Origin of the sequence: Psychrobacter okhotskensis, from assembly GCF_965638355.1 — a bacterium.
In the GTDB taxonomy this organism is placed as follows: Bacteria; Pseudomonadota; Gammaproteobacteria; order Pseudomonadales; family Moraxellaceae; genus Psychrobacter; species Psychrobacter okhotskensis.
Window position 1 is genome coordinate 2566588 of the sequence record NZ_OZ281822.1, and the last position, 25724, is coordinate 2592311.

23 protein-coding genes are annotated in these 25724 nt (G+C 43.7%); 10 read left to right on the forward strand and 13 right to left on the reverse strand.

Features of this window, described 5'->3' with window-relative positions; all coding sequences use genetic code 11:
* Positions 1-23 precede the first annotated feature (23 nt).
* From ACSUPM_RS10630 to gdhA, 5 genes are all read right to left on the reverse strand, one after another.
* On the reverse strand, positions 24-1001 hold the full coding sequence (locus ACSUPM_RS10630) for a glycosyltransferase family 2 protein (RefSeq protein ID WP_051395141.1): 978 nt from the start codon (positions 999-1001) through the stop codon (positions 24-26).
* Between the two features lie 48 nt (positions 1002-1049).
* A complete protein-coding gene (locus ACSUPM_RS10635; protein WP_025650752.1) occupies positions 1050-2306 on the reverse strand; it encodes a hypothetical protein in 1257 nt (418 codons plus the stop codon).
* Between the two features lie 113 nt (positions 2307-2419).
* Positions 2420-3631, reverse strand: coding sequence for a glycosyltransferase (locus tag ACSUPM_RS10640; RefSeq protein ID WP_025650753.1), 1212 nt, complete (start codon positions 3629-3631; stop codon positions 2420-2422).
* A 102-nt stretch (positions 3632-3733) separates the two neighbouring features.
* Positions 3734-5476 (reverse strand): glycosyltransferase family 2 protein, encoded by a 1743-nt coding sequence (locus ACSUPM_RS10645; protein WP_198015405.1) that lies wholly within the window; start codon positions 5474-5476, stop codon positions 3734-3736.
* Between the two features lie 485 nt (positions 5477-5961).
* The gene (gene gdhA, locus ACSUPM_RS10650; RefSeq protein WP_025650755.1) at positions 5962-7308 is read right to left on the reverse strand and encodes an NADP-specific glutamate dehydrogenase; all 1347 of its coding nucleotides are present in this window, start codon (positions 7306-7308) and stop codon (positions 5962-5964) included.
* Positions 7309-7973: 665 nt separating this feature from the next.
* Between gdhA and ACSUPM_RS10655 the strand changes: the two genes are divergently transcribed.
* From ACSUPM_RS10655 to ACSUPM_RS10680, 6 genes are all read left to right on the forward strand, one after another.
* On the forward strand, positions 7974-8336 hold the full coding sequence (locus tag ACSUPM_RS10655) for a roadblock/LC7 domain-containing protein (RefSeq protein ID WP_010201036.1): 363 nt from the start codon (positions 7974-7976) through the stop codon (positions 8334-8336).
* Positions 8337-8631: 295 nt separating this feature from the next.
* Positions 8632-9126, forward strand: a complete 495-nt coding sequence (locus ACSUPM_RS10660; protein WP_025650756.1) for a PAS domain-containing protein — start codon at positions 8632-8634, stop codon at positions 9124-9126.
* Positions 9127-9129: 3 nt separating this feature from the next.
* A complete protein-coding gene (locus ACSUPM_RS10665) occupies positions 9130-9885 on the forward strand; it encodes a phosphate/phosphite/phosphonate ABC transporter substrate-binding protein (RefSeq protein ID WP_025650757.1) in 756 nt (251 codons plus the stop codon).
* 284 nt (positions 9886-10169) lie between these two features.
* The gene (locus ACSUPM_RS10670; RefSeq protein ID WP_025650758.1) at positions 10170-10799 is read left to right on the forward strand and encodes a hypothetical protein; all 630 of its coding nucleotides are present in this window, start codon (positions 10170-10172) and stop codon (positions 10797-10799) included.
* 40 nt (positions 10800-10839) lie between these two features.
* Positions 10840-11454 (forward strand): hypothetical protein, encoded by a 615-nt coding sequence (locus ACSUPM_RS10675; protein ID WP_025650759.1) that lies wholly within the window; start codon positions 10840-10842, stop codon positions 11452-11454.
* A 557-nt stretch (positions 11455-12011) separates the two neighbouring features.
* Entirely contained in the window at positions 12012-12683 is a 672-nt protein-coding gene (locus ACSUPM_RS10680) for a class I SAM-dependent methyltransferase (RefSeq protein WP_101212512.1), read from the forward strand.
* 28 nt (positions 12684-12711) lie between these two features.
* Here ACSUPM_RS10680 and ACSUPM_RS10685 read toward each other — a convergent pair whose 3' ends face one another.
* The 7 genes from ACSUPM_RS10685 to nfsB all read right to left on the reverse strand — a co-directional run bounded on the left by ACSUPM_RS10685 (position 12712) and on the right by nfsB (position 20741).
* Entirely contained in the window at positions 12712-13284 is a 573-nt protein-coding gene (locus ACSUPM_RS10685) for a GNAT family N-acetyltransferase (RefSeq protein WP_101212510.1), read from the reverse strand.
* A gap of 18 nt (positions 13285-13302) precedes the next feature.
* On the reverse strand, positions 13303-13992 hold the full coding sequence (locus ACSUPM_RS10690) for an NTP transferase domain-containing protein (RefSeq protein WP_436879930.1): 690 nt from the start codon (positions 13990-13992) through the stop codon (positions 13303-13305).
* Positions 13989-15317, reverse strand: a complete 1329-nt coding sequence (locus ACSUPM_RS10695; protein WP_201615891.1) for an XdhC family protein — start codon at positions 15315-15317, stop codon at positions 13989-13991. The genes ACSUPM_RS10690 and ACSUPM_RS10695 overlap by 4 nt, the downstream gene beginning before the upstream one ends.
* A 124-nt stretch (positions 15318-15441) precedes the next feature.
* Positions 15442-17865 carry a xanthine dehydrogenase family protein molybdopterin-binding subunit gene (locus ACSUPM_RS10700; RefSeq protein ID WP_350588224.1) on the reverse strand — a complete coding sequence of 808 codons (2424 nt, stop codon included), beginning with the start codon at positions 17863-17865 and terminating at the stop codon, positions 15442-15444.
* Between the two features lie 2 nt (positions 17866-17867).
* Positions 17868-18860, reverse strand: coding sequence for an FAD binding domain-containing protein (locus ACSUPM_RS10705; protein WP_201571084.1), 993 nt, complete (start codon positions 18858-18860; stop codon positions 17868-17870).
* Entirely contained in the window at positions 18857-19513 is a 657-nt protein-coding gene (locus tag ACSUPM_RS10710) for a 2Fe-2S iron-sulfur cluster-binding protein (RefSeq protein WP_025650766.1), read from the reverse strand. The genes ACSUPM_RS10705 and ACSUPM_RS10710 overlap by 4 nt, the downstream gene beginning before the upstream one ends.
* A 571-nt stretch (positions 19514-20084) precedes the next feature.
* Entirely contained in the window at positions 20085-20741 is a 657-nt protein-coding gene (nfsB, locus tag ACSUPM_RS10715) for an oxygen-insensitive NAD(P)H nitroreductase (RefSeq protein WP_101212500.1), read from the reverse strand.
* 396 nt (positions 20742-21137) lie between these two features.
* Here nfsB and ACSUPM_RS10720 point away from each other — a divergent pair, with 396 nt between their 5' ends.
* On the forward strand, positions 21138-21791 hold the full coding sequence (locus tag ACSUPM_RS10720) for a DsbA family oxidoreductase (protein WP_101212498.1): 654 nt from the start codon (positions 21138-21140) through the stop codon (positions 21789-21791).
* 70 nt (positions 21792-21861) lie between these two features.
* Positions 21862-22557: a haloacid dehalogenase type II gene (locus ACSUPM_RS10725; protein WP_025650770.1), complete on the forward strand. Its 696-nt coding sequence runs from the start codon at positions 21862-21864 to the stop codon at positions 22555-22557.
* 177 nt (positions 22558-22734) lie between these two features.
* Here ACSUPM_RS10725 and ACSUPM_RS10730 read toward each other — a convergent pair whose 3' ends face one another.
* Positions 22735-23844: an S-(hydroxymethyl)glutathione dehydrogenase/class III alcohol dehydrogenase gene (locus ACSUPM_RS10730; RefSeq protein ID WP_436880328.1), complete on the reverse strand. Its 1110-nt coding sequence runs from the start codon at positions 23842-23844 to the stop codon at positions 22735-22737.
* Positions 23845-24055: 211 nt separating this feature from the next.
* On the opposite strand from ACSUPM_RS10730, the gene ACSUPM_RS10735 reads away from it, so the two are divergent.
* Complete coding sequence (locus tag ACSUPM_RS10735) at positions 24056-24964, forward strand: LysR family transcriptional regulator (RefSeq protein WP_350588227.1); 909 nt, start codon at positions 24056-24058, stop codon at positions 24962-24964.
* Between the two features lie 186 nt (positions 24965-25150).
* The gene (locus ACSUPM_RS10740) at positions 25151-25669 is read left to right on the forward strand and encodes a DUF302 domain-containing protein (RefSeq protein WP_350588228.1); all 519 of its coding nucleotides are present in this window, start codon (positions 25151-25153) and stop codon (positions 25667-25669) included.
* Positions 25670-25724 lie beyond the last annotated feature (55 nt).

Below are 25724 nucleotides of genomic sequence, written 5' to 3' on the forward strand. Positions count from 1 at the left end.
TTTATTTAGTATCGACTATATATCTACACATAAGGCGCATCCGGATAATGAGCCGCTCTAATCTCGACTTCACTTGGCTGTCGATTAATAGCAATCGGTACTGTCTGCTCGTCTCGCCAGTTAATCAGTTGTAATTGCGAAAATTCCGCTAACCATCCTGACATCGGCCAATGTTGCCATTTTTCATAAAAGCGATTGGCATTGATAACGATACTATCCAAATGATTAAGCGGCGGTCTATAGACACTATGCTGTTGATGGTAAATCACATCATCAGTTAAATAAAAATCGATATTTAACGCGCGCGCCATAAAAGCAAAATCCGTATCTTCAGCGCCATAGCCGACATAATCCGTATCAAAGCCACCAATTTGCTCAAACTGACTGTGCATAATAGCAAAGCAAAGACTCCAAAACGCACCATAGTCTTGCGTCTGTTTAATAGACGTACCCTGATGTTGTAAATCAAAGTTATCCCGATAAGGGTTAAATACAGACAGCTTGTCTAAAAAGTCGGCTGCCAATTTACCTTGTTGTAGCTGTCTACCCTCATTATCCGTCAAAGGACGCGTCAGATAACGCGGTTGACCCATCAGTAAGGCGTTGGGACGTGCTTGAAGTTTACTATATAGCTGCTCAATAAAGGTTGGCGCGACGATACAGTCTACATCCAAGAAAATCATGGCATCATACGTGGCGCGCGCCGCTCCAAGGTTACGGTTACGACCGATATCAAATGATGCGCTAATTGCTAGTCCATTCTCAGTCGCTGTAGTCGTTGCTATCTTAATGATATTTAAATCGTATGCTGCCAGACGTTCAGGCTCAGCGTCATCATTAACGATAATAACTTCTGCTGGTTTGACACTACCCTGCTCCAAGCTACCGAGTAGATTGTAGAGATGGCGATTGCGTCCGTAGCAGGTAGTAATGACGCTTAAAGGCACGCTAACGGGAGTAGTGGCATGAGTGGCCTCTTGCGCTTTGGTTGTCGTTGTCATAGAGATCTTCTTTGCTCTTATTGTAGAACCTTTTGTTTTTAAGGTTTCTTATTGTTTATCAGGTTTTAGGCCCAATTGTGGCAATAACCATTCTTCAAACCAAGCTTTGACGGAAGTATAGTCAACAATGCTATCCATAAATTTTTGCGCTGGCGTATTATCTTGATTATCCGTTAGAGCAGTCTTATCAGTGTTGATTGACTCATTGCTAATCGATTCATTGCTAATTGACTTATCGTTAACTGATAAAAAAGACGGTATATCCTGACTACCCAAACTTGAATTTTGAGCCATGAACTGTGCCCAACTTAGAGCACGACCTTGCTCAATCAGCGCCTCTGCCATGACTTCCTGCTCACGATGCGGACGCTCATCTGGCAACACCACGAGCGGCGTCGCATAGTCATAAGCTTGCGCAATACCGTTCAAACCACACGCCATCAACAGCAGGTCACTATAGGCAATAAATGGCGTCACATCATTTACGTGAGCAGCAATATCAACACAATGTCGTGCCTCGTCGTTAATAGGTCCAAGCGATATAATCAATGCATTCGGTAATGCACGGCGTAGCTCGGGCAGCTTGGCATCAATAGCGTCGTGCCCACCGTAACCTTTGATAACCGTTATGATTGTAGTATCAGCTATTTTTTGTTTATTATCCGAAGATGAAAGCCGCTCATGGATACTAATACTACTAGTAGTGAGCGTCATGAGCTTATTTATAAAGGCGGTAAACGTTAACAGCTCATCCGTCTTATTGGGCATGAAATCAAGATATAGCGTTTTTTGGCGTACCCAGTCCAGCGTTGCTGACGCTTCAAGTGCCTTTGGGTAAGGGGTTAATAATCCCAGCGCGCCAGCAAAGGCGTTCAAGTGCGGTATATCATCGCGCTCACCTGCCAGCCTTACGTATAAGTAAGGAATACTAGCCACGCGACACAGCATAGCAACTTCGGCGCTGACATCAATAATCATTAGGTCAATCTGACGCTGACGAATCTCATCGAGTAACTGCCAGCTGCGCATCTGCACATTGCGATTACCTACTGGTGAATAATGCAAACTACTTGGCTGCCAATATTTTCCAGCTCGCCCTAGTAGTACATCTTCTGGTAGCTGATCCTCAGCGCTTAAACGTACGATTTGCTCATCAGTTATCGCGCTAAAGTGATAACCATCATTAGGCAAACTGGTAAACACTGTCATCTGCGAGCGTAATTTAGGCGGCAATAGAGCAGCCAATTTATCTGCTTGGCGACAGTGACCTGAACCATGATGATGGGCATAATAGCCAATACGCATAAGGAGATTTCCCAAAATTTACTGTTTAAAAACTGACGCTTAAATAGCTAGTAAAGTTAGTCTGTTTATTTAGAAAATTTTTAGTAGGCTAGAACTTGAATCATAAGTATCATCTAGAAAGACAAGGCCTGAATCTGAGCACTATTACTATCACCACTTTCCAAAGCCTGCTCGTATAGCCGCAGATAACCATCCACCATCGTAGCGACGGAACAAAACTGCTCAGCACGCAGACGACATGCCGCGCGGGAAATATGTTTGATATCAGCAAAAGCTTGAATGAAAGCGTCTTTGTCCATCTTAGGTACAATGATACCAGTCGATGACGTGACAATCTCAGCGCTCGCACCGACATCAAATCCAATCACTGGCGTACCGCAAGCCAAACTCTCAGCCAGCGTTAAGCCATAAGGCTCGTCCCATGTACTGGTAAATAGCATAGCAGTCACTTGGCTTAAGCGTTCATTGATTTGATCTTTACTCAGATGACCGACGTAATCGAATAAAGACCCAGCGTTTTTATCTTCTTCTAGTAACGGTGCAACGTACTCATCAAAATATTCCTCATTACTTTTTGGCCCTGCAATAATGAGGCGCTTGCCGGCCGCTTTGCAATACTCCATCGCTAAATGGGTGCCTTTTTCCACACAAATGCGCCCATACCAAAAGTAAATCTCGTCTTCAATTGGGTTTGTATTGGCATCAAATGACTGTACATCAATACCGTTATAGACCACATGAGAAGGCACGAACTCAGCAAATAACTGCTGCTGATGACCACTAATCGCGGTGAACTGGGTTTGCGTGCCTTGACGTAGTGTCAATAATGCTAAGCGCAGCTGCGGGAAAATCGGCGTATGAAAGGTGGTAAAAAAACGCGCGCCAAATGCCTGTCCCATCATCATCGGTATATGGTGCAAGCTGTGATTGTGCACCACATCGATCATGCCCTGCTCATCACGACTGATGATATCGCGCATGGCTTGCTGATAGACCAAATACTGATACAACTCTTCGCGACTCATACCTACCGAATCATGCTCATTGTCATAGACCAACGCATCAAACTGCGTGCGCGTCATAAAGGGCACGAGTGTCGCATTAGTCTGACTATCAGCATGCGCATAGAGCAACACTTCATGTCCTTGAGCGACCAATTCATCACATATAAGCTCGGTAATCATCTCAAGACCGCCAGCATATGGCTGCGCGATTGGATATAGAGAATGCGCAATAATGGCAATGCGCAATACAGGAGTATCTATTACGCTAGCATCACGGTAAGCAGTAATACTTGATATATCGACAGTAGGGCTAGATAGCATAACAAGTCCAATATGAATTTATTAAGTATAAATTAACTAAATATGAGTTGAATGACAGTCATTAGGTACAGATAAAAATTGTAGAGATTAAAATTAATGTTGTTAAAAATTAACAGCATTGTCGTCTTTAAATGAAGACGTCAAAGGTTTGTCTTTTGATTTAGCAATACTAATCATGTGCGGCTGAGACAAGTTTTTAGTAACGAAGCTTTTAGCACTGAGGTTTTTAGTAATTAAGGTCTCAGCAGCTACCTTTTTATTTGCAACCTGATATTCTTCATAGCTGTAATTATCCAGCATCACCTTGGCAGCCCATACTTTTAGAATACAAACCATCACGGCGCAGCCAAATAGTAGCGGTGAATATAAAAGGGAAAATGGCGATACAATTATGGCTGTGGTTATATTTAACATTAGCAATACTTTAGGCATCGCCATTAAATTGGCAACATAAACTGATTTTCGCGTACGTATCAACTCTTGCTTCGGCGTACAGATAAACGGCTTCTTTTGTCCCCATAGTACTGGCCACCATGATAAAGCGCCCAACTCCCAAAAATTCAGATGCACAGCCCAAGCCCGCAAACGATTACTTAAGCTTGGCGCAGCTCCATTGCTAGTTTGCTGATTGAGCGATGCCCTATCCTGCATATATGCCCATAAACGCCTACCCAAAAATATGGCGTAACTCGCATACACGATATATAAAGGAGCAAGCAAAGCATAAATATTTAAACTGGTGCTGAATAGTAGCGCACTCGTAATAATAAGTAGCGTCAATAGCTGCAATACGATAAAGATACCGGTAAAATTGACCCAAGCACTAAGCTGAGATAAGTGTGCACCCATGTACGCTAGACGCTCACTGAGTTTCTTTTTTGTAGCGGATGAGTCTGTGACGAGTGAATCTATGATGGATAAACTTGTTGAAGGCAAGTTTGATGACGCTGAAAAGTAAGTATTAAGCACTTGCATATTGCCATAGATCCAGCGTCGCCGCTGGCTCATCAAGTCGTGCAAGGTAGTGGGTAGCAGTCCTGTCGCGATAACCTCAGGGACAAACTGACTGCGCAAGCCGCGACTATGCATCAGCACACCCATCTGCGCATCTTCGGTAATTGATGCGCCTGACCAGCCGCCTAAATCTAATAGCGCACGGCGGCGAATGACTGCATAAGTCCCAGTCGATAGCGCACGTGTGCGATTAAACGGACGGTATAAATGGTGATTGAAATAGTGATTTAGCTCGCTATGAATATCGACTCGTCCGGCGTCACGATAAAACTGAGGAAACTGCAATAGCGCATGGGTCGGATAACACTCGATAGCATTGGCAATCGATACTCGCGCTTGCGGTAACGCCTGATAGTCACTATCAACTACCACTATATGGCTGCAATTGGGGTCCATAAGCCCCAACGCTAAATTAAGTGCGCCAGCTTTAAAGCCTGCTACTGAATCGATATGATAAAAATGTACATTGTGACGCGCATCCAGACTGGCACAGAACTGAGCCAATGGCTTGTAGAGCGTTGTTTGAGTATTATTATTATCGACAATTAAAATCTCATCGTCATCTGCTTTAATCGCCAACAACGACTTAATCGTCTCAATCACCATCGCTGCCGGTTCAGCACGGGTCATTAACTGAAAGCTTAAGCGGATAGAGCTTTTTGAAGTATGACCATAAAACTTATGGATACTTACAGCCTCTCCAAGCTGGTCTTCAATACCAGCATAGCCAACAATATCACTATAATCGTTTAAAGCACGACTGCCTTTTAATGTACGGTCTTTATATAATCCAATTTTTGGGGCGGTGCGTTTTAGTAAGTGACTTCTCAAAGCATGAAAATTGCTTTTATAATCACTAAATAGATAATCGCTAAATAAATAATCGCTAAATCGATTTCCTATCATAGGAATCGAACTCAAAAAAATTGAGTTTTTGTCAGTATAGACTCCCTTGTGGACGGTCATGGTTGATCCCTTGATGAATGTATCAAAGCTATAGGTAAAAACTTTGGGTAAACTAAAATGAACCTAGAGAATTGATAATAGTCAAAAGGACTAATAATGATTACTTATAATCTGTCTAATAAAATAGATTAATGTAACTTCAAGTAAAACATGTAAAAACATTTATAAATTAGGTACTTATAAGCCAAAAAACTTTAGTGAGCGTCCTGTCGAAAAAGGCAAAAAAATTTCAAACAAAAAAATACCGCCCTTATTAGAAATAAAAGCGGTATTTAAAATTTCAATAAGCGAACTAAGACAAACTGTCCTTTTAGCTCAAAATACTAAAAGTTGGTTCGAGATACCAAAAGTTAGTTCAAGATACCATAGGCACATAACGCATCAGCCACGCGCTTGAAGCCCACGATATTGGCGCCAGCCATATAGTCGATATAGCCATCATCAGTCTGACCATAGTTTTCTGATGCTTCAGCGGCACAATCATGAATATTTTTCATAATACGCTTTAGGCGCTCATCGATTTCTTCAAAGGTTTTATATTGGCGCACTGAGTTTTGTGACATCTCAAGACCAGATACTGCCACACCGCCAGCGTTAGCCGCTTTGCCTGGTGCATAGTGGACACGGTGCAGACGAATATAATCAACAGCTTCGGCAGTCAATGGCATGTTAGCGCCTTCAGCGATATATTTGATGCCGTTTTCAACCATTAATTTAGCATCATCTTCGTTGACTTCGTTCTGTGTCGCTGATGGGATAGCGATATCACCTTTGATGTGCCATGGTTTTTGCTTAGCAAACCACTCACCACCATAAACATCAACATAATCACACAGTGGCTTGCTTTGTGCTTTTTGATTTTTTAGCCAATCAATTTTTTCTTGATCCATGCCTTTTTCATCATACAACGTACCTTGTGAGTCAGATACTGTCAGTACGGTTGCGCCTAGCATATTCGCTTTTTCGGCGGCGTGCAGTGAGACGTTACCCGCCCCTGAGATCAGCACTTTTTTGCCTTTGATGTTTTCGTTTTGCGCAGCCATCATATTTTCTAAGAAATAAACCGCGCCGTAGCCTGTCGCTTCTGTGCGCATTAAGCTACCACCAAAACCAACGCCTTTACCAGTCAAGACACCGCCGTGCTCGCGAGTCAAGTTTTTATACATGGCAAACATATAGCTGACTTCACGTCCACCCACACCGATATCGCCTGCTGGTACGTCAATGTCCTTGCTGACGTACTGATGCAACTCGCGCATAAAGGCATAACAAAAACGGCGGATTTCGCTGTCCGATTTACCTTTAGGATCAAAGTCAGCACCACCTTTACCGCCGCCCATTGGTAGACCTGTTAAAGCGTTTTTAAAGATTTGCTCAAAGCCCAAAAACTTCAATACGGATTGGTTGACGGTAGGATGGAAGCGAACGCCACCTTTGTACGGGCCTAAGGCATTACTAAACTGAACACGCCAGCCGCGATTGACCTGCACTTCGCCTTGATCATTTTCCCAGTTAATACGGAAGCAAATAATACGATCAGGCTCAACCAAACGCTCAAATATCTTTAAATGTTCATATTCTGGATGAGCGTCATACAGAGGTGCGATGGTAAGCGCAACTTCTTTTACCGCTTGCACGAATTCAGGTTGATGGGCATAACGTTCTTCGATTTTTTCGATGGCCTGACTGATACTCATATAGCTTCCTTAAGGTAAAAATTGTGATCTGTTGATATACATCCACGTCTTATCATTTGCTAGCAAACGATAGGATTATAAACGCCGATGTGGGATTAAAACGCTCCTATACACAGGTCGGTATAAAAACTAATGGGATTGAACGCCAACTGTTTGTCTTCTATAAATAATCGGTTAAATGCATAGCTAATAAGTAACAACTATTTTTATCTCATATCTATATATCATTTTTAGGGTCTATAAGTCTAGTAAATATCACCATCATGAAAAATGATGTGACTTTTTTCAGTATAGTTGATGCGGCAGGTTTTTGTTTGTACTCCATAGTCAAACGATGAGCAGCAATTATTCGCTTATCACTAAACCTTTTTAACGAAAAGAATCTATCGCACAATTCACTTGTTAAAAAACGTTAAATTAGTGGTAATGAGGTATAAAAATAAATAACTATTCAATATTTTATTAAAATCTATATCAGAAATAGTGATAAAAAGTAGAAATCGACCACTAAGCAGTAAAATATCTAGAAAATACCTCTTTTATTGGCATAATCGTATATCAATATTATTAGTAAGGAATTATAATGCCCTTCTTAAAGCAAGGATATTTTGGCTACCGCCACTCGTTCACAAATACATACCAACCACCAGTACAGAGAAAGCGATATGCGTACAGATTCATTCCAGCAGATTTTGGAAGACCTAAACAGCTCATCAGCCGATGTAGAAGCATCTGCCCTTATTTCTAACGATGGTCTGATGATTGCTTCAGCCTTACCAACGGGCGTTGATGAAGATCGCGTTGGCGCCATGTCAGCCGCGCTTTTATCCTTGGGTGACCGCGCAGGTCGTGAGCTCGCACGCGGCAGTATCGATCGCATTATGATTCAAGGTGAAAAAGGCTACGTGATTATGACGTCATCAGGAGATGAGGCAGTGCTGACCATTATGGCAAAACCCAATGCCAAGCTTGGTTTGATATTCTTGGATATCAAGCGCGCCTCAGAAGCCCTAGCCAAACTCATCTAATTGGTGAGCATAAAGCACTGTCGATGCCGCGTTATGGTTATCGCTATAGATAACAAGAGATAGCAAGTTATCCGTCCTACTCTAAATTAAAATTGGTGCTATGTCTTATAAAAACTATTTAAGGTAGTGCACACTGTTTATATGAAAGGCTTCAATGATGAGAGAAGAGATGAGCGATGAACTTATTAGAACAATAAAAAATATCTGGCTTATCATTCATTCTATTATCGACCGCTAACACACCAAATCCGCTTTTTAACCCTTATGAATACAACGTTAAATGAAGGAGATTACGATGGGTTCTCCACTCCCTGATGCACAAAAACCTGAGTTACCTGCAGAACAAATCATGCTGACTTATCACGATGGTACATCGCGTACTGTCTATGATACTGGTATTGAACGCCCCTACCCAGACGGCAAGCTTATCGTCTCGCGTACAGATTTGGACGGCATTTTAACGCACGTTAACGACGCCTTTGTCGAGATTAGTGGCTACAATGTCGACGAGTTAATCGGCAAACAGCACTATATTTTGCGTCATCCTGACATGCCTAAAGCGGCTTATAAAGACTTGTGGGATACCGCTGAGTCTGGGCAGAAATGGCACGGTTACGTCAAAAACTTATGCAAAGACGGCAGCCATTATTGGGTATATGCCACGGTCGTGCCTAATATTCGTCACGGCGAAACGGTGGGTTATACCTCGGTCCGCCGTAAGCCATCACGCAGCAAGATTGATGCAGCAATGGCTCAGTATGCTGAAATGAAACAAAATGAGGAAGGCTAAATCATGAGTGAACCCACGTATAACTTATTAATCGCCCCTGATTTTTCTCCTGAGCGCTTTGCCGGTTGGCATATGTTTAACACCCTTATGCAAAAGCGTGCGGGTATTCATATGCATCTCAACACACCGACGTCGTATGCTGAACAAGAAGCCCTTATCAAAGCAGGCAACGTCCATGTCATTTACGCCAATCCCTTTGATGCAGCGGCGCTGATACGCGAGCAAGGCTACCGTGCTATTGCCCGCCCTATCGGCAAATCGGATGAAATGGTCATTGCGGCAGCGGCAAATAGCGATATCAATCGTTTAGAAGATATCCGTGCTGGCGCGACAGTAGCGATGGCGGACAACCGTGATGTTAAGCTGATTGGCTTACGTTTACTCGAAGCGGTTGATATAGAAGATTCGGATCTCAATTGGGATGTCACCGAAACCTACCAAGCCGCCGCGCGCAAAGTCATTAAAGGGGAGGTCCAAGCGGCGTTCTTTTTGGCAGAGATTTTCCATGGCTTTTCACGTCTGACCAAAACCCAGCTATCGGTACTTATCGAAAGTGATTTGGCAGATATCAGTCACGTTTTATTAATCAAAGACGATGTTGCCGATGCCGCAGCGATCACCGATGCTGTCCTGAATTTTAATAAGGATGACGATGGTCAAGAAGCACTGGCTGAACTGGGTATGCCTGAAGGATTTGAGCCTATGAGTGAAGAAGACGCTGAGTTTATGATAGATTTGATGCAGACCTTGCTTGACTAGGGCATGTCTTCATTTCAAAAATGGTGATAAAAATGAGATAAATTGCCGTCAAACAAGAAAAAATAGCGCAGATAATATCGGGATATTAACCAGCTATTTGACGATGTTTGGCAAGATTTAGCCATTTTTAACCCATTTAGATGACTATCGAATGAGTTGAAGACACGCCCTAGTATGTTATCTAGCGTTTTGCTTAGCATTCTGCTTCACCTTGGTTTTATTTTGCTTAGTTAGGTTATCGCCTATGGCACTCGAGTGCGAGCGATGACCTAAAGGACACCATTATGTCTGATGTAGACCTTATTAAAGAAAGTGAGATGGCCGCGCGCAAGGTGTTTCGTTTTTACTCGCGCAAGGTATTCTTGGCGCCCAATAATCGGTATTTTCACGAACAACGTATCAATGCAGCACTGTTATTAAACGAGAAAGAACCGCTACAAGGTGCTGTGGCGGACTTTTTTTATGGCTGCTGGTATGACATTCCTTATGATGTGACCAATTTATTTACTCGTATTCAAGACCGCCTGTATCCGCAGGTTGAGCAGGGTTTTCGCGACTGTATTAATAAAAAAAGCTATATTCAGCGCAATAGTATGCTGGCGACCCGTTGGAGCGTGCTGGTGTCGCCATCGCTGAACGAGCAGACAAAGCGTTTGCGTATCAGTAGCGATGATGCCAAAGAGATTGCAAAAGACATCACCACTGAGCTGATGCAAGCACGCAATAATCAAGACTGGGGCACGATTGAGCAAATCGAAAATGAGTTCTTTGCCCACTGTATCGCGCGCCATGATCGCCTTGCCTTCTCATTAGTTTGGTTTCGCTTAGGCAAAAGCGATTGGCAGTTTGATGAACGTTGGAACCATTGCCAGCAACGCCTTGACCAAACTAACGGCCAGAATATCAAAACTTAACTTATCGCCTATTTAAAACTTCCCAACAACGGTAGCCGCTATGTCTTCTTACTTAAACGCTGATAAAACCTATCTGACCTTAACCCCAGCCGGTATTTTTGAGGCATTTTCACAAAACGAGCCGACCGATGCGCAGCTGTCTTTACAGGATTTATTATCCTATGAGCAGACACTACTGGCTGCTGACTGGCTAGCACGCTACTCTGACGGGTGGTTACAAAGCTTTATTGAACAAGGTTGGATTGAAAAGCTGTCTCTGTTTTTACCCGCGCCCAATCTGCCCTTGGATCAATTTCTACCCTACGTGGTAGCGAGCTTATCTGGTAAGCGCCGAGCAGCCATTGGCTCTGATGAAGGGTTTTGTCTTGCTCGGATTGGCTATAGTCAAGAAGAAGCGGATATGCTGAGTGTGGCGGCCGCTGACTTCTCAGGCTTTATGCTACGCCAAAAGCAACGCGGCTGGGCAGTAGAAAGCCAAGCGATTTCGTTCTTTCAGCAAGTAGACTTGTTGATTCCTGAGACCAGCTTTGTATTCTTATGGATTGATGGTTCAGGTTATGTACTCATCATCGATGGTGAGCCTCTGACCAATAGTCGTGCCTTTGTGGAGTTGGTCTGGGCATTAAAAACGTCTGGACTAAGATTTTTGAATTAAAGTGACTGCCTGACTTTAAGCGGGTCACAATCTAACGTATTAGGCTGGATACCTCGCCTCTATTGCTGCGCCTTAGGATAAGTAATAAGTAATAAGCACTATTCACTTTTTATATAAGCTATTTTTCTACGTTTGCGCCATGTTCAACGTGTCATATAGTGAGTGAAAAGTAATATCGAACCATCATGCACTGCTGATATCAACTTTTCTTGCTTGCTGTACCTGCGCAGACAGAGGCTACAAAAAATTGATATCAGCAATACCGTCGCGTTTTAGAATATTTTGACTATAGCTAATTGCTACTAAATATTTGATAATTAGTTAGCTAATCGGTAATTAGTAAGAATAACCTCCTCAGAATTAACAACAACTTGTCAAATGTTAGGTCATACTATCATCGTCCAAATGAGAATATTTTTTCTACCTATTCTTTTACTTGACGCTTATCACCTCTCCAAGATTTAAACGCTGCAAACCCTACCCAACAGCTTTTCCCCTCATTGAAAGTGGCACCCTCTGCCAAAGCTTGCATTCTTGCTTATTTTTTAGGACAGTTTATGACTTCGCTGACCACTGTGCGCGTGCGTTATCAAACGATTGAAATTGGCAACACCGATATCCATATTTGCACCTTACGTGACAACCAACAATTTAGCGACCCTGACGATGAGGCGCTTAACCTAGGTATTTGCTCGGCTTCTTGGCCGATGTTTGGCGTGATTTGGCCGTCAAGCTTGGTATTGGCCAATCACATGCTCGATTATGATATTGCGGGCAAGCGTATCTTGGAGGTTGGCTGCGGCATGGCATTATCGAGCCTGCTGCTCAATCATCGGCATGCAGACATTACGGCGACCGACTATCATCCGACAGTTGAGTACTTCCTTGATCGCAATACCACCTTGAATAACAATAAAGAGATTAACTTTGAGCGTTTAGATTGGGCAGAAGACAATAGCCACCTTGGCAAGTTCGATATCATTATCGGTAGTGATTTACTCTATGAAGACCAACATATTGATATTTTGGCTGAATTTATCGAACGTCATGCGTTACCAAAATGTGAGGTCATCGTCGTAGACCCTGGGCGTGGGCGCAAAAACAAGCTGACCAATAAAATGCTTGAATATGGTTTTAGCAGTCAACACGTCAAGCCCGAGAATACCACTTATCTTGACTTGCCATTTAAAGGGCACATTTTGACGTTTTCGCGGGATAATAGTAAGTAAATCCTATAAATGGTAATTATAAATACAGTCAATTTTCGATAGTGTTTTGCCATTGCTGCCGCGTTATTTTGTATAACACATGCTTGGCAAGTGGGTGTCTAGCATCAAGCATAGGGTGATAAAAATCTTCCTGTGTATCCGCCATGCCAAGGCGCTGCATGATAAGCTGCGAGTGTCTATTAATGACTGCGGTGAAAGCGACGACCTCGTTAAGCGCTAGAACTTCAAAAGCAAATTTCAGCGCTGCACGCGCGGCTTCAGTGGCGTAACCCTGTCCCCAATAGTCTTTATGCAGCCGCCAAGCAATCTCCACACAAGGCGCAAATGACATATCCGCATGAGCTGCATTTAAACCCACCATGCCAATAAAGCTATTGTCCGCTTTTGGGCCGTCTTTTTCACTCACTGCCCAAAACCCCCAGCCATTATCTGCAATCAGCTGCTGGCATTTATTGGCTATTACATCGCTCAATTTTGGCGACAATAGCTTGGGGAAATAACGCATGACTTCTGGATCGGCATTCATTTCAGCAAATACCCCAAAGTCAGCTGGCTGCCACTGTCTCAAATAAAGACGTTTAGTTTCTATCACCTTTGTCATTGAAGCCTCTATCTGTGATTATGTATCAAGCCAGCCTTGTTGCTTGGCATAAGTCAGTTGCTCAGGCGTGTCAATATCATAGCTGAGCTGATGCTCATTCACGGTACTTATTTGGCTAGAAGACAGTCCTCTAATTAAGTAACGCAGCCCTTTATCTCCTGTTAACGATGCTTGCCATTGTTTTAGCAACTCGTAATCAATCGCTAAAGGCAATCCGATGATATCTTTTTTAAAGGTTTCAGTATCGGCTGTTTTATCTAAATCCTGCCCATTACTCCAATGTCTCAAACTACTATAGCCACTTGCAACCACAGTCTGTTGACCCGCTAGCAGCTCTATTAAATGCGGCTCATTAAGTAAGATTTGGTCAATCCCCATTATCAAAACACGATTAACAAGACTGTCGTCAAGATTAACTAATGCCTCAATACCTAAATATAAACTATGCGCCATCCCTGTTTCGGGTGTTAGGTTCGTAACCGTGTGGATAATGGCATGCTGAGTAGCTAACTCGGTAACCGCACTGACTATTGATGGATTATCTTCAGGAATAACAATGATAATGGCTTGCGGCTGGGTCGCTAATGCAAGCTTGGTCATATAGCAAATTGAGGGTTCGCCATCTTTTTTGAGTAGCTGCTTTGCTTGGCCAAGGCGCTGACTGAGACCACTTGCCAAAATGATAACCGCATGATTTTGAGTCATCATGCGTGGCTCATCATAGTTAAGTCACTATTATCTAAATCTACACATTTAGCTGGTGGCGTTTGTCCATGCATAACCGCGTTTATTTGCGCCATGATACCCAGCGCCAAAGCTTCGGGCCCATCGCCACCTAACTTATAGCCGATAGGATACTGTAGCTTATTGATACCGTTGTTTAAAATATTAGGATCAGATTTAGTAGCCTTAATCTCATCTATCAGACGCTCGGTACGATAGCGCGGGCCTAATTGTCCGAGGTACTTATAGTGATTGGCACGTGTCAATAGTACCGCAAGGCGAGCACGGTCTTGACTGAGGCTATGTGACATCAGTGCCACAGCAGCGTTATGACTGAGCTTTAGCAAAGTATCCGTATCTTCCAACGATAACGGCAGCACTTCATCTGCTTGCGGGAAACGTATACGTGTGGCGTATTGCGCGCGACTGTCTACGACGGTGACATGCCAATCTTGCAATTTTGCCATGGTGACCAGCGGCATGACATCATTGCCTGCACCGCAAATCAGCAGACGGATTTGTGGCTCTAATCTTTGTACCAGCCACTCTGTTGTTAAATTAACGTTGTCATAATGGTCATCATCTTTCACAACAACGTATTCGGTCTTTTTATTACCAAGCTCATGTTGAGCTAGGTTTTCGACCGTATTGAAAAGAGTATTTGAAACATCAAACCCGGCTTGATTTAAGCTGTTACTAGTGCCAATACCATTAGCGCCTATAGTCGTAATTTGTTCTGACTCGGTATAATTATCCAAATTAATGCGCATACCGATTTGCAGTTCAGGATTTGAGTTTTGGCGACTAGCAGAGCGAATTAATGTGGCTATCGTGACGGGTTGCTGCGTACCTCGAACTTGACCAATAACATTCAAAAGCGCCGTCGCTGTCGTTAAGCGCTCAAACAAAACATGTACCCGTCCATTACATCCTAAGCCAAAATTCAACTCGTCTAAATCAAGGTCTGGTTCATCATAGAAATCAACATTTAAAAAATCATTTTCGGACGTCTCTTCTTTAGCAGCTGCTTTCGCTTCGCCATTTTTGGTGTATTCAATATCATCGCCCGTTTGATAAACTTGTACGCTTGCGCCATTACGAGTAAGCCAAAAGGCACGTTTGATAATATGCGGCTCAAGGCAGCCACCACTTATCATTCCGACCGAGCGTCCATCTGCGCATATAAGCATCATCGCGCCAGCACGACGGTACGCTGAGCCTTCTGTATGAACGACAGTAGCCAATACAGCATCAACACCTTGCTGCTGAGCCTCGCTTGCCAGCTTCAGAATGTCAGCGACTTGATTCATAATGCCTCTTATTTAATAATTGTTTTTTGTTAGTGAATTTTTTGCTAGTAATAAAATATACTACCGACTCAGTTACAAAAACCCGCTCAGTAAGCGGGTTCTTGTCATACATAAGCTGATAAAACTACTCTGGCATCTCATAAAGCAGCTTGTCGAGGGTAATCGGGAAGTCATAAACACGCACACCGACCGCATTATAGATAGCATTGGCAATCGCGGCAGCAGCACCTGCAATAGCCGTCTCACCGATACCTTTGATGTGCATTGGATTGGTATAAGGATCATCTTCTTCTACCAATATGACATCTAACTGCGGTACGTCCGCATTAACTGGCACATGATACTCGGCAAGGTCATGGTTACAGAGACGACCGTCACGTTTGTCATGAATCACTTCTTCCATCAACGCTGAGCCAATACCGAACACCATACCGCCATAGCATTGCGACGTTGCAGTTTTGTGGTTCAGAATACGACCAGCGGCAAATGCACCTGTCATACGTTTCACCCGAATCTCACCAGTGACTTTATGAACCGCCACTTCAGCGAAGTTCGCGCCAAAAGAGGCTTGGCGATGGCTCTTACCGTTCTTACCCGGTTTTATCTGGCCTTTAGCAGTGATTTTTTGCTCATCATAGTCAGCGACCACATCCGCAAGCGCATAAGACTCTGTATTATCAAAATCATACTCTTGTGATGCTGACTGTCCTGATAGCGAAAGCCCTGTGGTTTGCGATAGCTTATCAATAGTGCTGTCAGCAAATGATTGGCCGCTCTTTTTGGCAGCCTCCATTGCCGTTAAAGCATGCTCGCCTGTTTTCTTGATTTGACCATTGTCTAACTGAATGTTGTCAGGATACAGACCAACTTTTTCTGCTAGCATTTCACGCAGCTGCTCACAAGCAAGATAGACACCACTACCCGCACTCGCAGCACCCCAACTGCCACCTGAGCCTGATGCTGGTGGCAATGCACTGTCACCTAGTTTCATCTCAACATGGTCGATAGGCAGTCCTAACAGGTCTGCCGCTACCTGAGAAAACACCGTATAAGACCCTGTACCGATGTCTGTCATGTCTGTCTCGATAACTGCTTTGATACCAAGTGCTTTTGACTCATCTACCTGTAGGGTTGCACGTGCTTCAGATGGCTGTAATTGGTTACCACGGGCAGCCGCCGCCATGCCTGTACCTATCCACCAGTCACCTTCTAATTGACTGGCAGGCTTGGGATTATGCTTATCCCAACCAAACTGTTCAGCGCCCTTCTCCATACAAGCGACTAGCTGACGGGTGGAGAAAGGAATCTCTTCGGTAGGGTCCTCTTCAGGCTCATTACGGCGGCGCAGCTCGATTGGATCAATGTCCAGCTGTGAGGCTAGCTCGTCCATGGCACATTCAACCGCAATCAAACCCACCGCCTCACCCGGCGCACGCATCGAGCCTGATAATACTTGATTCATATCTACCATCTGATAATGTACACGGCGGTTTTCACCACGGTATAGATAATGGGTAGATAATGCCGTCGGCTCAAAAAAAGCTTCTCCTGGCAAATTACTGGTCGTAGTATCATGAATAAATGTGTTGATAATACCTTCTTTATTACAACCAATAGCGATACGCTGACGCGTGTTTGAGCGTCTGACCGTTGCTTCCATCACTTGTGAACGCGTCATAGTGATTAGCACAGGACGACCCAGATCTTTCGCAGCAATCGCCGCTGCAATAGATTCAGGAGCAATACCGAGCTTACTACCGAACCCACCACCCACATAGTGTGCGATCAGTTGTACTTGATCTTTATTTAGGTCCAGAGCATCCATGACTTGCTGTTTGCAAGAAGCGATCATCTGATTGGAAGTATACAAAACGAGCTTATCGCCTTCCCAATGAGCCAACGTTGTATGGGGCTCCATCGGAGAGTTGCTTTGACTTGGGGTATGATAAAAGCGATCAACGGTCACTGCCGCATCAGCTAAGCCTTGGTCTGGATCGCCTTGGACATTATTTTTATCAGAGCCTTTTTCTTCATCTACCGCATGTGCGTTAGAGAGCTCTTGAGTAAAGTTTAATGCCGCTTGGTCAGTCTCATCCTTATAAGTCACTTTCAGCGCTTTAGCGCCTTCTGTTGCGGCCTCAAAAGTTTCGGCGATTACAACAGCTATGGGCTGACCATGATAAAACACTTCACTCACACCTTGAGTTGGTGCTTTTGTTGCCCCGCCCTGTTGCGAATTACGTAAGAAGTGCTCAGGATCGGTCACCACTTTGATGATACCGGGAATATCATCTACAGAGCTACTGTCGATACTATCTACTTTGCCCTTGGCAATAGTTGCCCCAACCAAGACGCCATAGACTTGGTTTTCTAGATGAATCTCTGCTGAATAAGGCGCTTGACCACTGACCTTTAATGAGCCATCAACACGGTTGATTGGCTTACCAACTAGCTTGCTTGCCGTTGTACTAAATAGCGTTTCAACAGGCTCATCCATGGTCAGTTTTTTGGTTGGTTCTGACTGTGTGATTGATTCTAATAGTGCCATGATTATGCTCCCTCGCCCGCTAATGCGCGCTGAATAACTTGTTTTAGTAGGCGACGCGTCAACGGTATTTTAAAGTCGTTCTGACCATTACCTTTGGCATCATGCAATAATAGATCAGCGGCCTGCGTGATAACGTCGCTATTGCCATCGGTATCCGTTAATAGTGCCTCAACCTCTTCATTACGCCATGGCTTGGTACCGATGCCGCCGAACGCCAATCGTACTGTCTTTAGGTTGCCATTGTCGTCAGCATCGATGACTGCGGCACAAGATACCAGTGCAAAGGCGTAAGAAGCGCGATCACGCACTTTGTCATAGGTATGCATGCCCTTAATAGGGGCAGGTAATACAACATGAGTAATCAGCTCGCCTGCTTCTAGCACATTTTCGATATGCGGCGTGTCTTTTGGCAAACAATAAAAATCTTTGACATCGATAGCGCGAGTCGAGCCATCTGCTTTAACTGTCTCTATCGTGGCATCCAGTAAGCGCATTGCCACTGCCATATCGGATGGGTGCTGAGCAATACATGAATCACTGGTACCTAAGACAGCTAGGGTACGGTTCTCCCCGTTGATAGCAGGACATCCTGTGCCCGGTTCACGTTTATTACAAGCGCTGTCTGTTTGATAAAAATAATAGCAACGAGTACGCTGTAAAAAGTTGCCGCCCGTTGTCGCTCTGTTACGTAGCTGACCAGTCGCTCCTGCCAAGATAGCTCGGGACAATACTGGATAGTTTGCAATCACCTCAGGATGCGCGGCCAAATCGCTATTGGTCACAAGCGTACCAATACGTAAACCACCATCGGCAGTCGTTTCTACTTGCTCTAATTCTAAACGAGTGATATCGACCAGTTTGATTGGGGTTTCGATCTCTAGTTTCATGAGATCTAATAAGTTGGTACCACCTGCGATAAAAGAAGCGTCTTTGCCGCTAGCAGAGGTTGCGGCTTGCTTAGGTGCATCAGCGCGGCTATATTCAAAACGTTTCATGAGTGGTCTCCTGCCTTGCCTGTTATTGTTTTGTTATTCGCTGAGGCTTTATGGAACTGAGCCTCGCTTGACGGCGGTGACCAAATACCTGTTACGCTTGAATTTTGTGTAGAGGTGTCATTGGTCTGGGCAGCAGACTCTGACATCTCATTTTCAAGTACTTGTGAGATGGCTTTGATGATATTGGGATAAGCGGAGCAGCGACAGACATTACCACTCATGCGCTCAGCGATTTCTTGTACCAGAAGGCTATCAGGATGTTGTAAGTCTGTGCTCACATGGCTTGGCCAATTTTGTTTTACTTCTTCTATTAAGGCAGTCGCTGAACAAATTTGACCTGGGGTGCAATATCCGCACTGAAAGGCATCGTTATCTTTAAAGGCTTGTTGCAGCGCCGATAGTGAATCCGGCATACCGATGCCTTCGATGGTCGTAATCTCATCACCATCATGCATGATAGCAAGTGTGAGACAAGAGTTGACTCGGCGACCATTGATGAGCATGGTACAAGCGCCGCATTGGCCGTGGTCGCAGCCTTTTTTGGGTCCAGTAATTTGTAAATGTTGACGACAGACGTCGAGCAGTGTCGTACGGGCGTCAAGATTCTCGAGCTGATAATCCTGCTTATTGATTGTTAACGTCAAGGTAGACATGCTGGCTTCTCGCTGGCAGATGAATATAATGGGTGAAAAAAGCGCCTTATAGCTACGGCGGCAATAAATCCATTATGGCGTACCAAAAAACTTGTTTTGTTTTTATTTTGTAGTTGTTGCAGTATAGTTTTTAATCCGAGGCAGTACCTAAAAGTGTGTACTACCAATCGCTGTAAGCTAACTGATAATCATTTACCTCAATCAGCCTAACCATCTGCTGCTAGCTAGTATTAATTGGTTTTAATTTATCAGCACTCAAATTCAGGCCATATGATTTAGCAATATATAGTGAATTCAGTATAAAAACGATACAGTGGGACTGGGATAAATTTTTCGCAGCCTCTGTCTGCGTAGGTACAGCACACAAGGAAAATTTAGACCAGTTCCACCTTGATATATAATGTATCTGTTTTATTTAGGATTGACTATATTATGTGAAGTGGGCAATCTATTTTTTAGAAAAAGGTAGTATATTAAATAGACTTCAATAAAGAAAAGCCCCACAAACGAAAGTTTATAGGACTATTATGAGGCTACTTTAGAATGATCATTTCAAATCAAACACCTAAAACTAGGCTTTAGTGATGATTGTTTCTTCGTCAAATCGAGACTTAGGCAGATCAGCATTAAAATCATCTTCACTACGATAGCCAAGAGAAACCATTGCGACCGCTGTATAGCCCTTACTACGTAAATCAAACTCTTCATCAAGCGCTTTTAAATCTGCGCCTTCCATCGGCACAGCATCAATACCCAAAGTAGCAGCGCCTAGTAGTAATGCACCCATATTGAGATACAACTGCTCTATCAACCAATGCGGCTCGTCTTTTTGCTCATAACGACGAATGTCCAAGAACATTTTACGCGTTTGATGCATTTGCTCTTTGAGTTTTGGTTCTGCAAAGCGACCATCAGCATCTTCTTTATCGAGCAAGCCTTCTAAAAACTCGTCATCGGCATAGACACGGCTACAGAATACGATGACATGCGAGGCATCTTTTACTTTGGCATCATTGAATTCATACATGCCCTCAGTGCCTTTTGCAATTCGAGCTTTACCCGCTTCGTCATCAGCAATCACAAAATGCCAAGGCTGAATATTGGTGCTCGACGGACTGAGACGTAAGATATCTTTTAGACTCTGAAAGTCTTCTGCTGATATTTTTTTGTTGGTATCAAACTCTTTGGTGCTGTAACGCCATTTCATTGCTTCAGTGATATTTTTCATATATGACACCATAGTGAGTGTTAAGTTTTTATTGTTTATTGAATTATTATTAGCGTTATTTATAAATAATCATCGCTAATTTCAATGGAGCAACTTTAAATAAAAACCTGTTTTGTGACCACGGCAGATTGGTTAAGTAGTCATGGGTTTTGTTATCAGTGCGTCAGTTGTTAGACCGTTTTTGCAAAAATTTCGGCTATCCTACTGATAATAGTTACAATTGAGCTACCTAAGTGATAACGCAGACTGTGCAGACTACATTGTAATCGCTCCCTCATTCTCTTAATATTGACTGAGTGATATTATCCAAAGCTGATTCAACCAAGTCGCTTTGGCTGATATGTCTAGCTATAAAATACCGTCATAAAAAATAAACAATAATGCTTGCGAGGATATATGAGCACATCAGAAAAACCACTCCGAATAGACATCGTCTCAGACGTTGTATGCCCTTGGTGCGTCATTGGTTACCGCCAGCTGGCAGAAGCGCTCAAGCAAACCAACACCGAACATGAGATTCGCTGGCATCCGTTTGAGCTTAATCCAAATATGCCCAGCGAAGGACAAAATATGCGTGAACATATTATGGAAAAGTATGGTTCGAGTAAGCAAGAATCTGATGCTAGCCGTGCTCGATTAATAGAAGCTGGTCGTGAGGTCGGCTTTGAATTTAACTTTAACGATGACACACGTATGCATAATACCTTTAATCTGCATCAGCTCTTGCACTGGGCAGATCAGCAAGGCTGTATGCACGACTTAAAGCAAGCGTTGTTCGCCGCACACTTTACCCATGGTCGCAATATTTCTGACAATGCCGTGCTCGCCGATATCGCTGCAGAGACCGGCTTGGATCGTAATGAAGCACTAGCCGTGTTAGACGACCAGCGTTTTGCTAAAGCAGTAAGAGAGGCTGAGCAACATTGGCAGCAGCAAGGCATTCAAAGCGTGCCGGCGGTAATTTTTAATGAACGTCATTTGGTTAGCGGTGCGCAAGGTGTAGAGAATTTCACGAATATTTTGCAGCAATTAGCTGACATGCCAGACTAGCTTTGTTGATAGTATTTCCTGACTAGCTTTGTTAACAAAATTTCGTTCGCTACTCATAAAAGGATCTTTTATGTCCTCTAATAAATCAGCCTCGATTATCGTGTTTGATGTCAATGAGACGCTACTCGACATCGCCACTCTTGAGCCATTGTTTGCCCGACTGTTCGGTGATAAGCAGATACTCAGAGAGTGGTTTGCCCAATTGGTGCTTTACTCACAAACCATGACTTTATCAGGACTCTATACGCCTTTTGGTGGGCTTGGCGTCGGTGCGTTGCAGATGACCGCTGATATCCATGAAATCACGCTAACAGGTGACGATATCGATGAGTTAAAAGAACGCATGAGCGAAATGCCTGCTCATCCTGATGCAATACCGGCATTAACCAAACTACGTGACGCAGGGTTTCGACTGGTAACGTTAACCAACTCAGCGAGCAGCCCGTCCCCTACGCCACTTGAAAAGGCAGGGTTGAGTGAGTTTTTTGAGCAGTCTTTTAGCGTTGAGAAGGTTGCAAAATTCAAGCCTGCGCCTGAGACTTATCAAATGATCACTAAAGAGCTGGCTGTTGAAATGTCAGATTTGTGCCTTGTCGCTTGTCATCTTTGGGATACGATTGGCGCGCAAGCGGCTGGCTGTCAAGGAGCGTTTCTTAAACGTCCTTATAACGCTATGTTGCCCGCCTCCAATGTGCCAACACCGGACTTTGTGGCCTCAGATCTTGTCACACTTGCTGAGCAGATCATTCTTGATACTCAAGGCTAACCGTTATTTATAAGCCTATCGTCAACATATCCTAAAAATGCTACGATGTTGCTGATATATCGATATTACTTTTCACTGACTATATTTTTAATGCTAAAAAAATGCCGCCCTTATATAGGGACGGCATTTTTGGTTTTTCTATCTTATAAAACTAGGGCGTGTCTTCAAGATTATCTCTTAAAAATGAATCACCGTACGAATACTCTCACCTTTATGCATCAGATCAAAGGCTTCGTTGATATCTTCTAATGGCATCGTATGAGTGATAAAGTCATTTAATGGGATGTCACCTTGCATATAACGATCGACGTAGCCTGGCAATTCGCTGCGACCTTTGACCCCGCCAAATGCTGAGCCTTTCCAGACGCGGCCCGTCACTAGCTGGAATGGACGGGTTGAGATTTCTTTGCCTGCACCAGCGACACCGATGATGACCGACTCGCCCCAACCTTTATGGCAGCACTCAAGCGCTGAACGCATCACATCGACATTACCAATACATTCAAAAGAATAGTCTACGCCGCCATCAGTCATCTCAACGATGACCTCCTGAATAGGCTTGTCATAGTCTTTAGAATTGATGCAATCAGTCGCGCCAAGCTTCTTAGCCAACTCAAATTTATCTTCGTTAATATCAATACCGATAATACGACTGGCTTTTGCCATTTTTGCACCAATGATGGCGGCAAGGCCAATACCACCAAGACCGAAAACAGCAACGGTAGAACCTTCTTCAACCTTAGCGGTATTCATAACCGCGCCCATGCCGGTGGTCACGCCACAACCTAGCAAACAAACTTTTTCTAATGGGGCGTCTTTGTCCACTTTGGCCAACGAAATCTCTGGCAAGACGGTATATTCAGAGAAAGTTGAGCAACCCATGTAATGATAAATTGGCTCACCGTCTTTATAAAAACGCGTGGTGCCGTCTGGCATTAAGCCTTTACCTTGAGTCTCGCGTACGGCTGAGCATAGGTTGGTTTTACCTGAAGTACAGAATTTACAAACGCCACACTCTGCGGTATATAAAGGAATAACGTGATCGCCGACTTGAACGCTGGTCACGCCTTCGCCGATTTGCTCAACGATACCGCCGCCTTCATGACCTAAGATAGCTGGGAATACGCCTTCTGGATCTTCACCAGATAAAGTAAACGCATCAGTGTGGCAGACGCCACTGGCGATGATTTTTACCAATACTTCGCCCTTGCGCGGCAGCATGACATCCACTTCTTCAACAGATAGTGGTTGGTTCGGGCCCCAAGCAATGGCGGCTTTCGATTTAATAAATTTATCTGACATAGTTGTCTCTCTTTTTAATTAGTTTTATCGATTATTGAGCACAGACCTATTCATCTTATAGTGCTGACTTAGTAGAGGCAAGCGACAGTTGTACCAGTCTGTGAAGCATTAAACTTTATACTGACCATTATAGTCGTTTCTGCCATGATAACAATGTGCTATATTTACAAATATCTTTTACACAGTGGTAATAATCATGCGCTGGGATGGTATTAGCGAGTTCGTCTATGTGGCGGAGTATGAGAGCTTCACACGTGCTGCCAAAGAATTGGGCATCTCAACCGCGCAAGTCAGTCGGCAGATAAGCGCTTTAGAGAAACGTCTCAATATTAAATTGCTATATCGTACAACTCGTAAGGTAACACTGACTGAAGAAGGCCGCGTGTTTTATCAGCATTGCCGCAGTGTACTCGATGGCTTGGATGCCGCTGAGCAAGCGGTGAGTAACTTACAATCAAAACCCCAAGGCAGGATTAAACTGACCGCCCCTGTCACTTATGGCGAGCAGCAATTATTGCCACTGGTCAATGATTTCATGGTGCAATATAGTGATATCGAAGTGACGGCATTTTTGAGTAATCAAAAAATTGACTTGGTTGATGGCGGCTATGACTTGGCAATTCGTATTGGCAAATTAAGCGACTCAACCATGATGGCAAAAAAACTCAGCCGTCGTACCAACTTCGTCTGTGCCGCACCCGCTTATCTTGAAAAATACGGCACGCCTCATGCTTTGTCCGAGCTAAGCCAACATAACTGCTTACTTGGCACTCGCGACTATTGGCACTTTATAGATTTTAAAAAAACAGATTCTAAAAAAACAGGTTCTGGAAAAGACGCTGATAAAGAAAAAAACCTGCGAGTGTCTGGCACTGTGCAATACAACAGTGGTCACAGCCTAGTCGATGCTGCCTTAAAAGGTCTGGGTATCGTGCAGCTACCTGATTATTATGTGCAAAAACACTTAGCATCAGGTGCGTTGGTCAGCTTACTGGATAACTATAGAGAGCCTGAAGAAAGTATCTGGGCCGTCTATCCGCACAACCGTCATTTATCGCCAAAGATTCGGTTGCTGGTAGATTATCTAGCAGAGCGTTTGGCTTAGATGATAGTTTTGGCTTAGTCATTCTTTAAGAGGTGTTGTAATACGACCCTTTACTATGCGCAGTTTATTACGCACAATGCTATGAAGTACAATGTTATGAAGCACAATGTTATGATTCACAATGAATATTTGATATTACCAACCATCACTCACTGAATAAACAACCACAATAAAAAAGGACTTTTTATGCTTAAGATTATCTCTATCGCTGCTCTAGCTTTGGCCGTATCCTCTTGCGCCAGCGTTGAAAATATTTTAAACGCGCCAGACAAGGGGCAGTCGACGCCAGAAACGATGACTGCTATCAATGCTGAAAAGGGTTTGGTGACGATGCAAAGTAATCACTCCGTTCAAGATACCACTGATAAGCTAGCGGCAATTATTGAAAGCAAAGGCATGAAAGTATTTGCGCGCGTCGATCATCAAAAAAATGCGCAAGGTGTCGATTTAACATTGAGACCGACGCAAGTGATTATGTTTGGTAATCCGAAAGCGGGTACGCCATTGATGAATTGCGAGCAAAGCGTCGCTATCGATTTGCCGCAAAAAATCCTCATCAGTGAAGATGCTGATAAAAAAGTTTGGTTGTCGTACAACAATCCTGAATATCTTAAAGACCGCCATAATATAAAAGGTTGTGATACCCAGCTCACGAATATTGCAAAAGCCCTTGATGGTGTTAGTAAAGCAGCTATTGCAAAATAACCTATAAATGAAAGTCTAAACAAATAAAAAGGTGGGATACAAAAGCATAACCCAC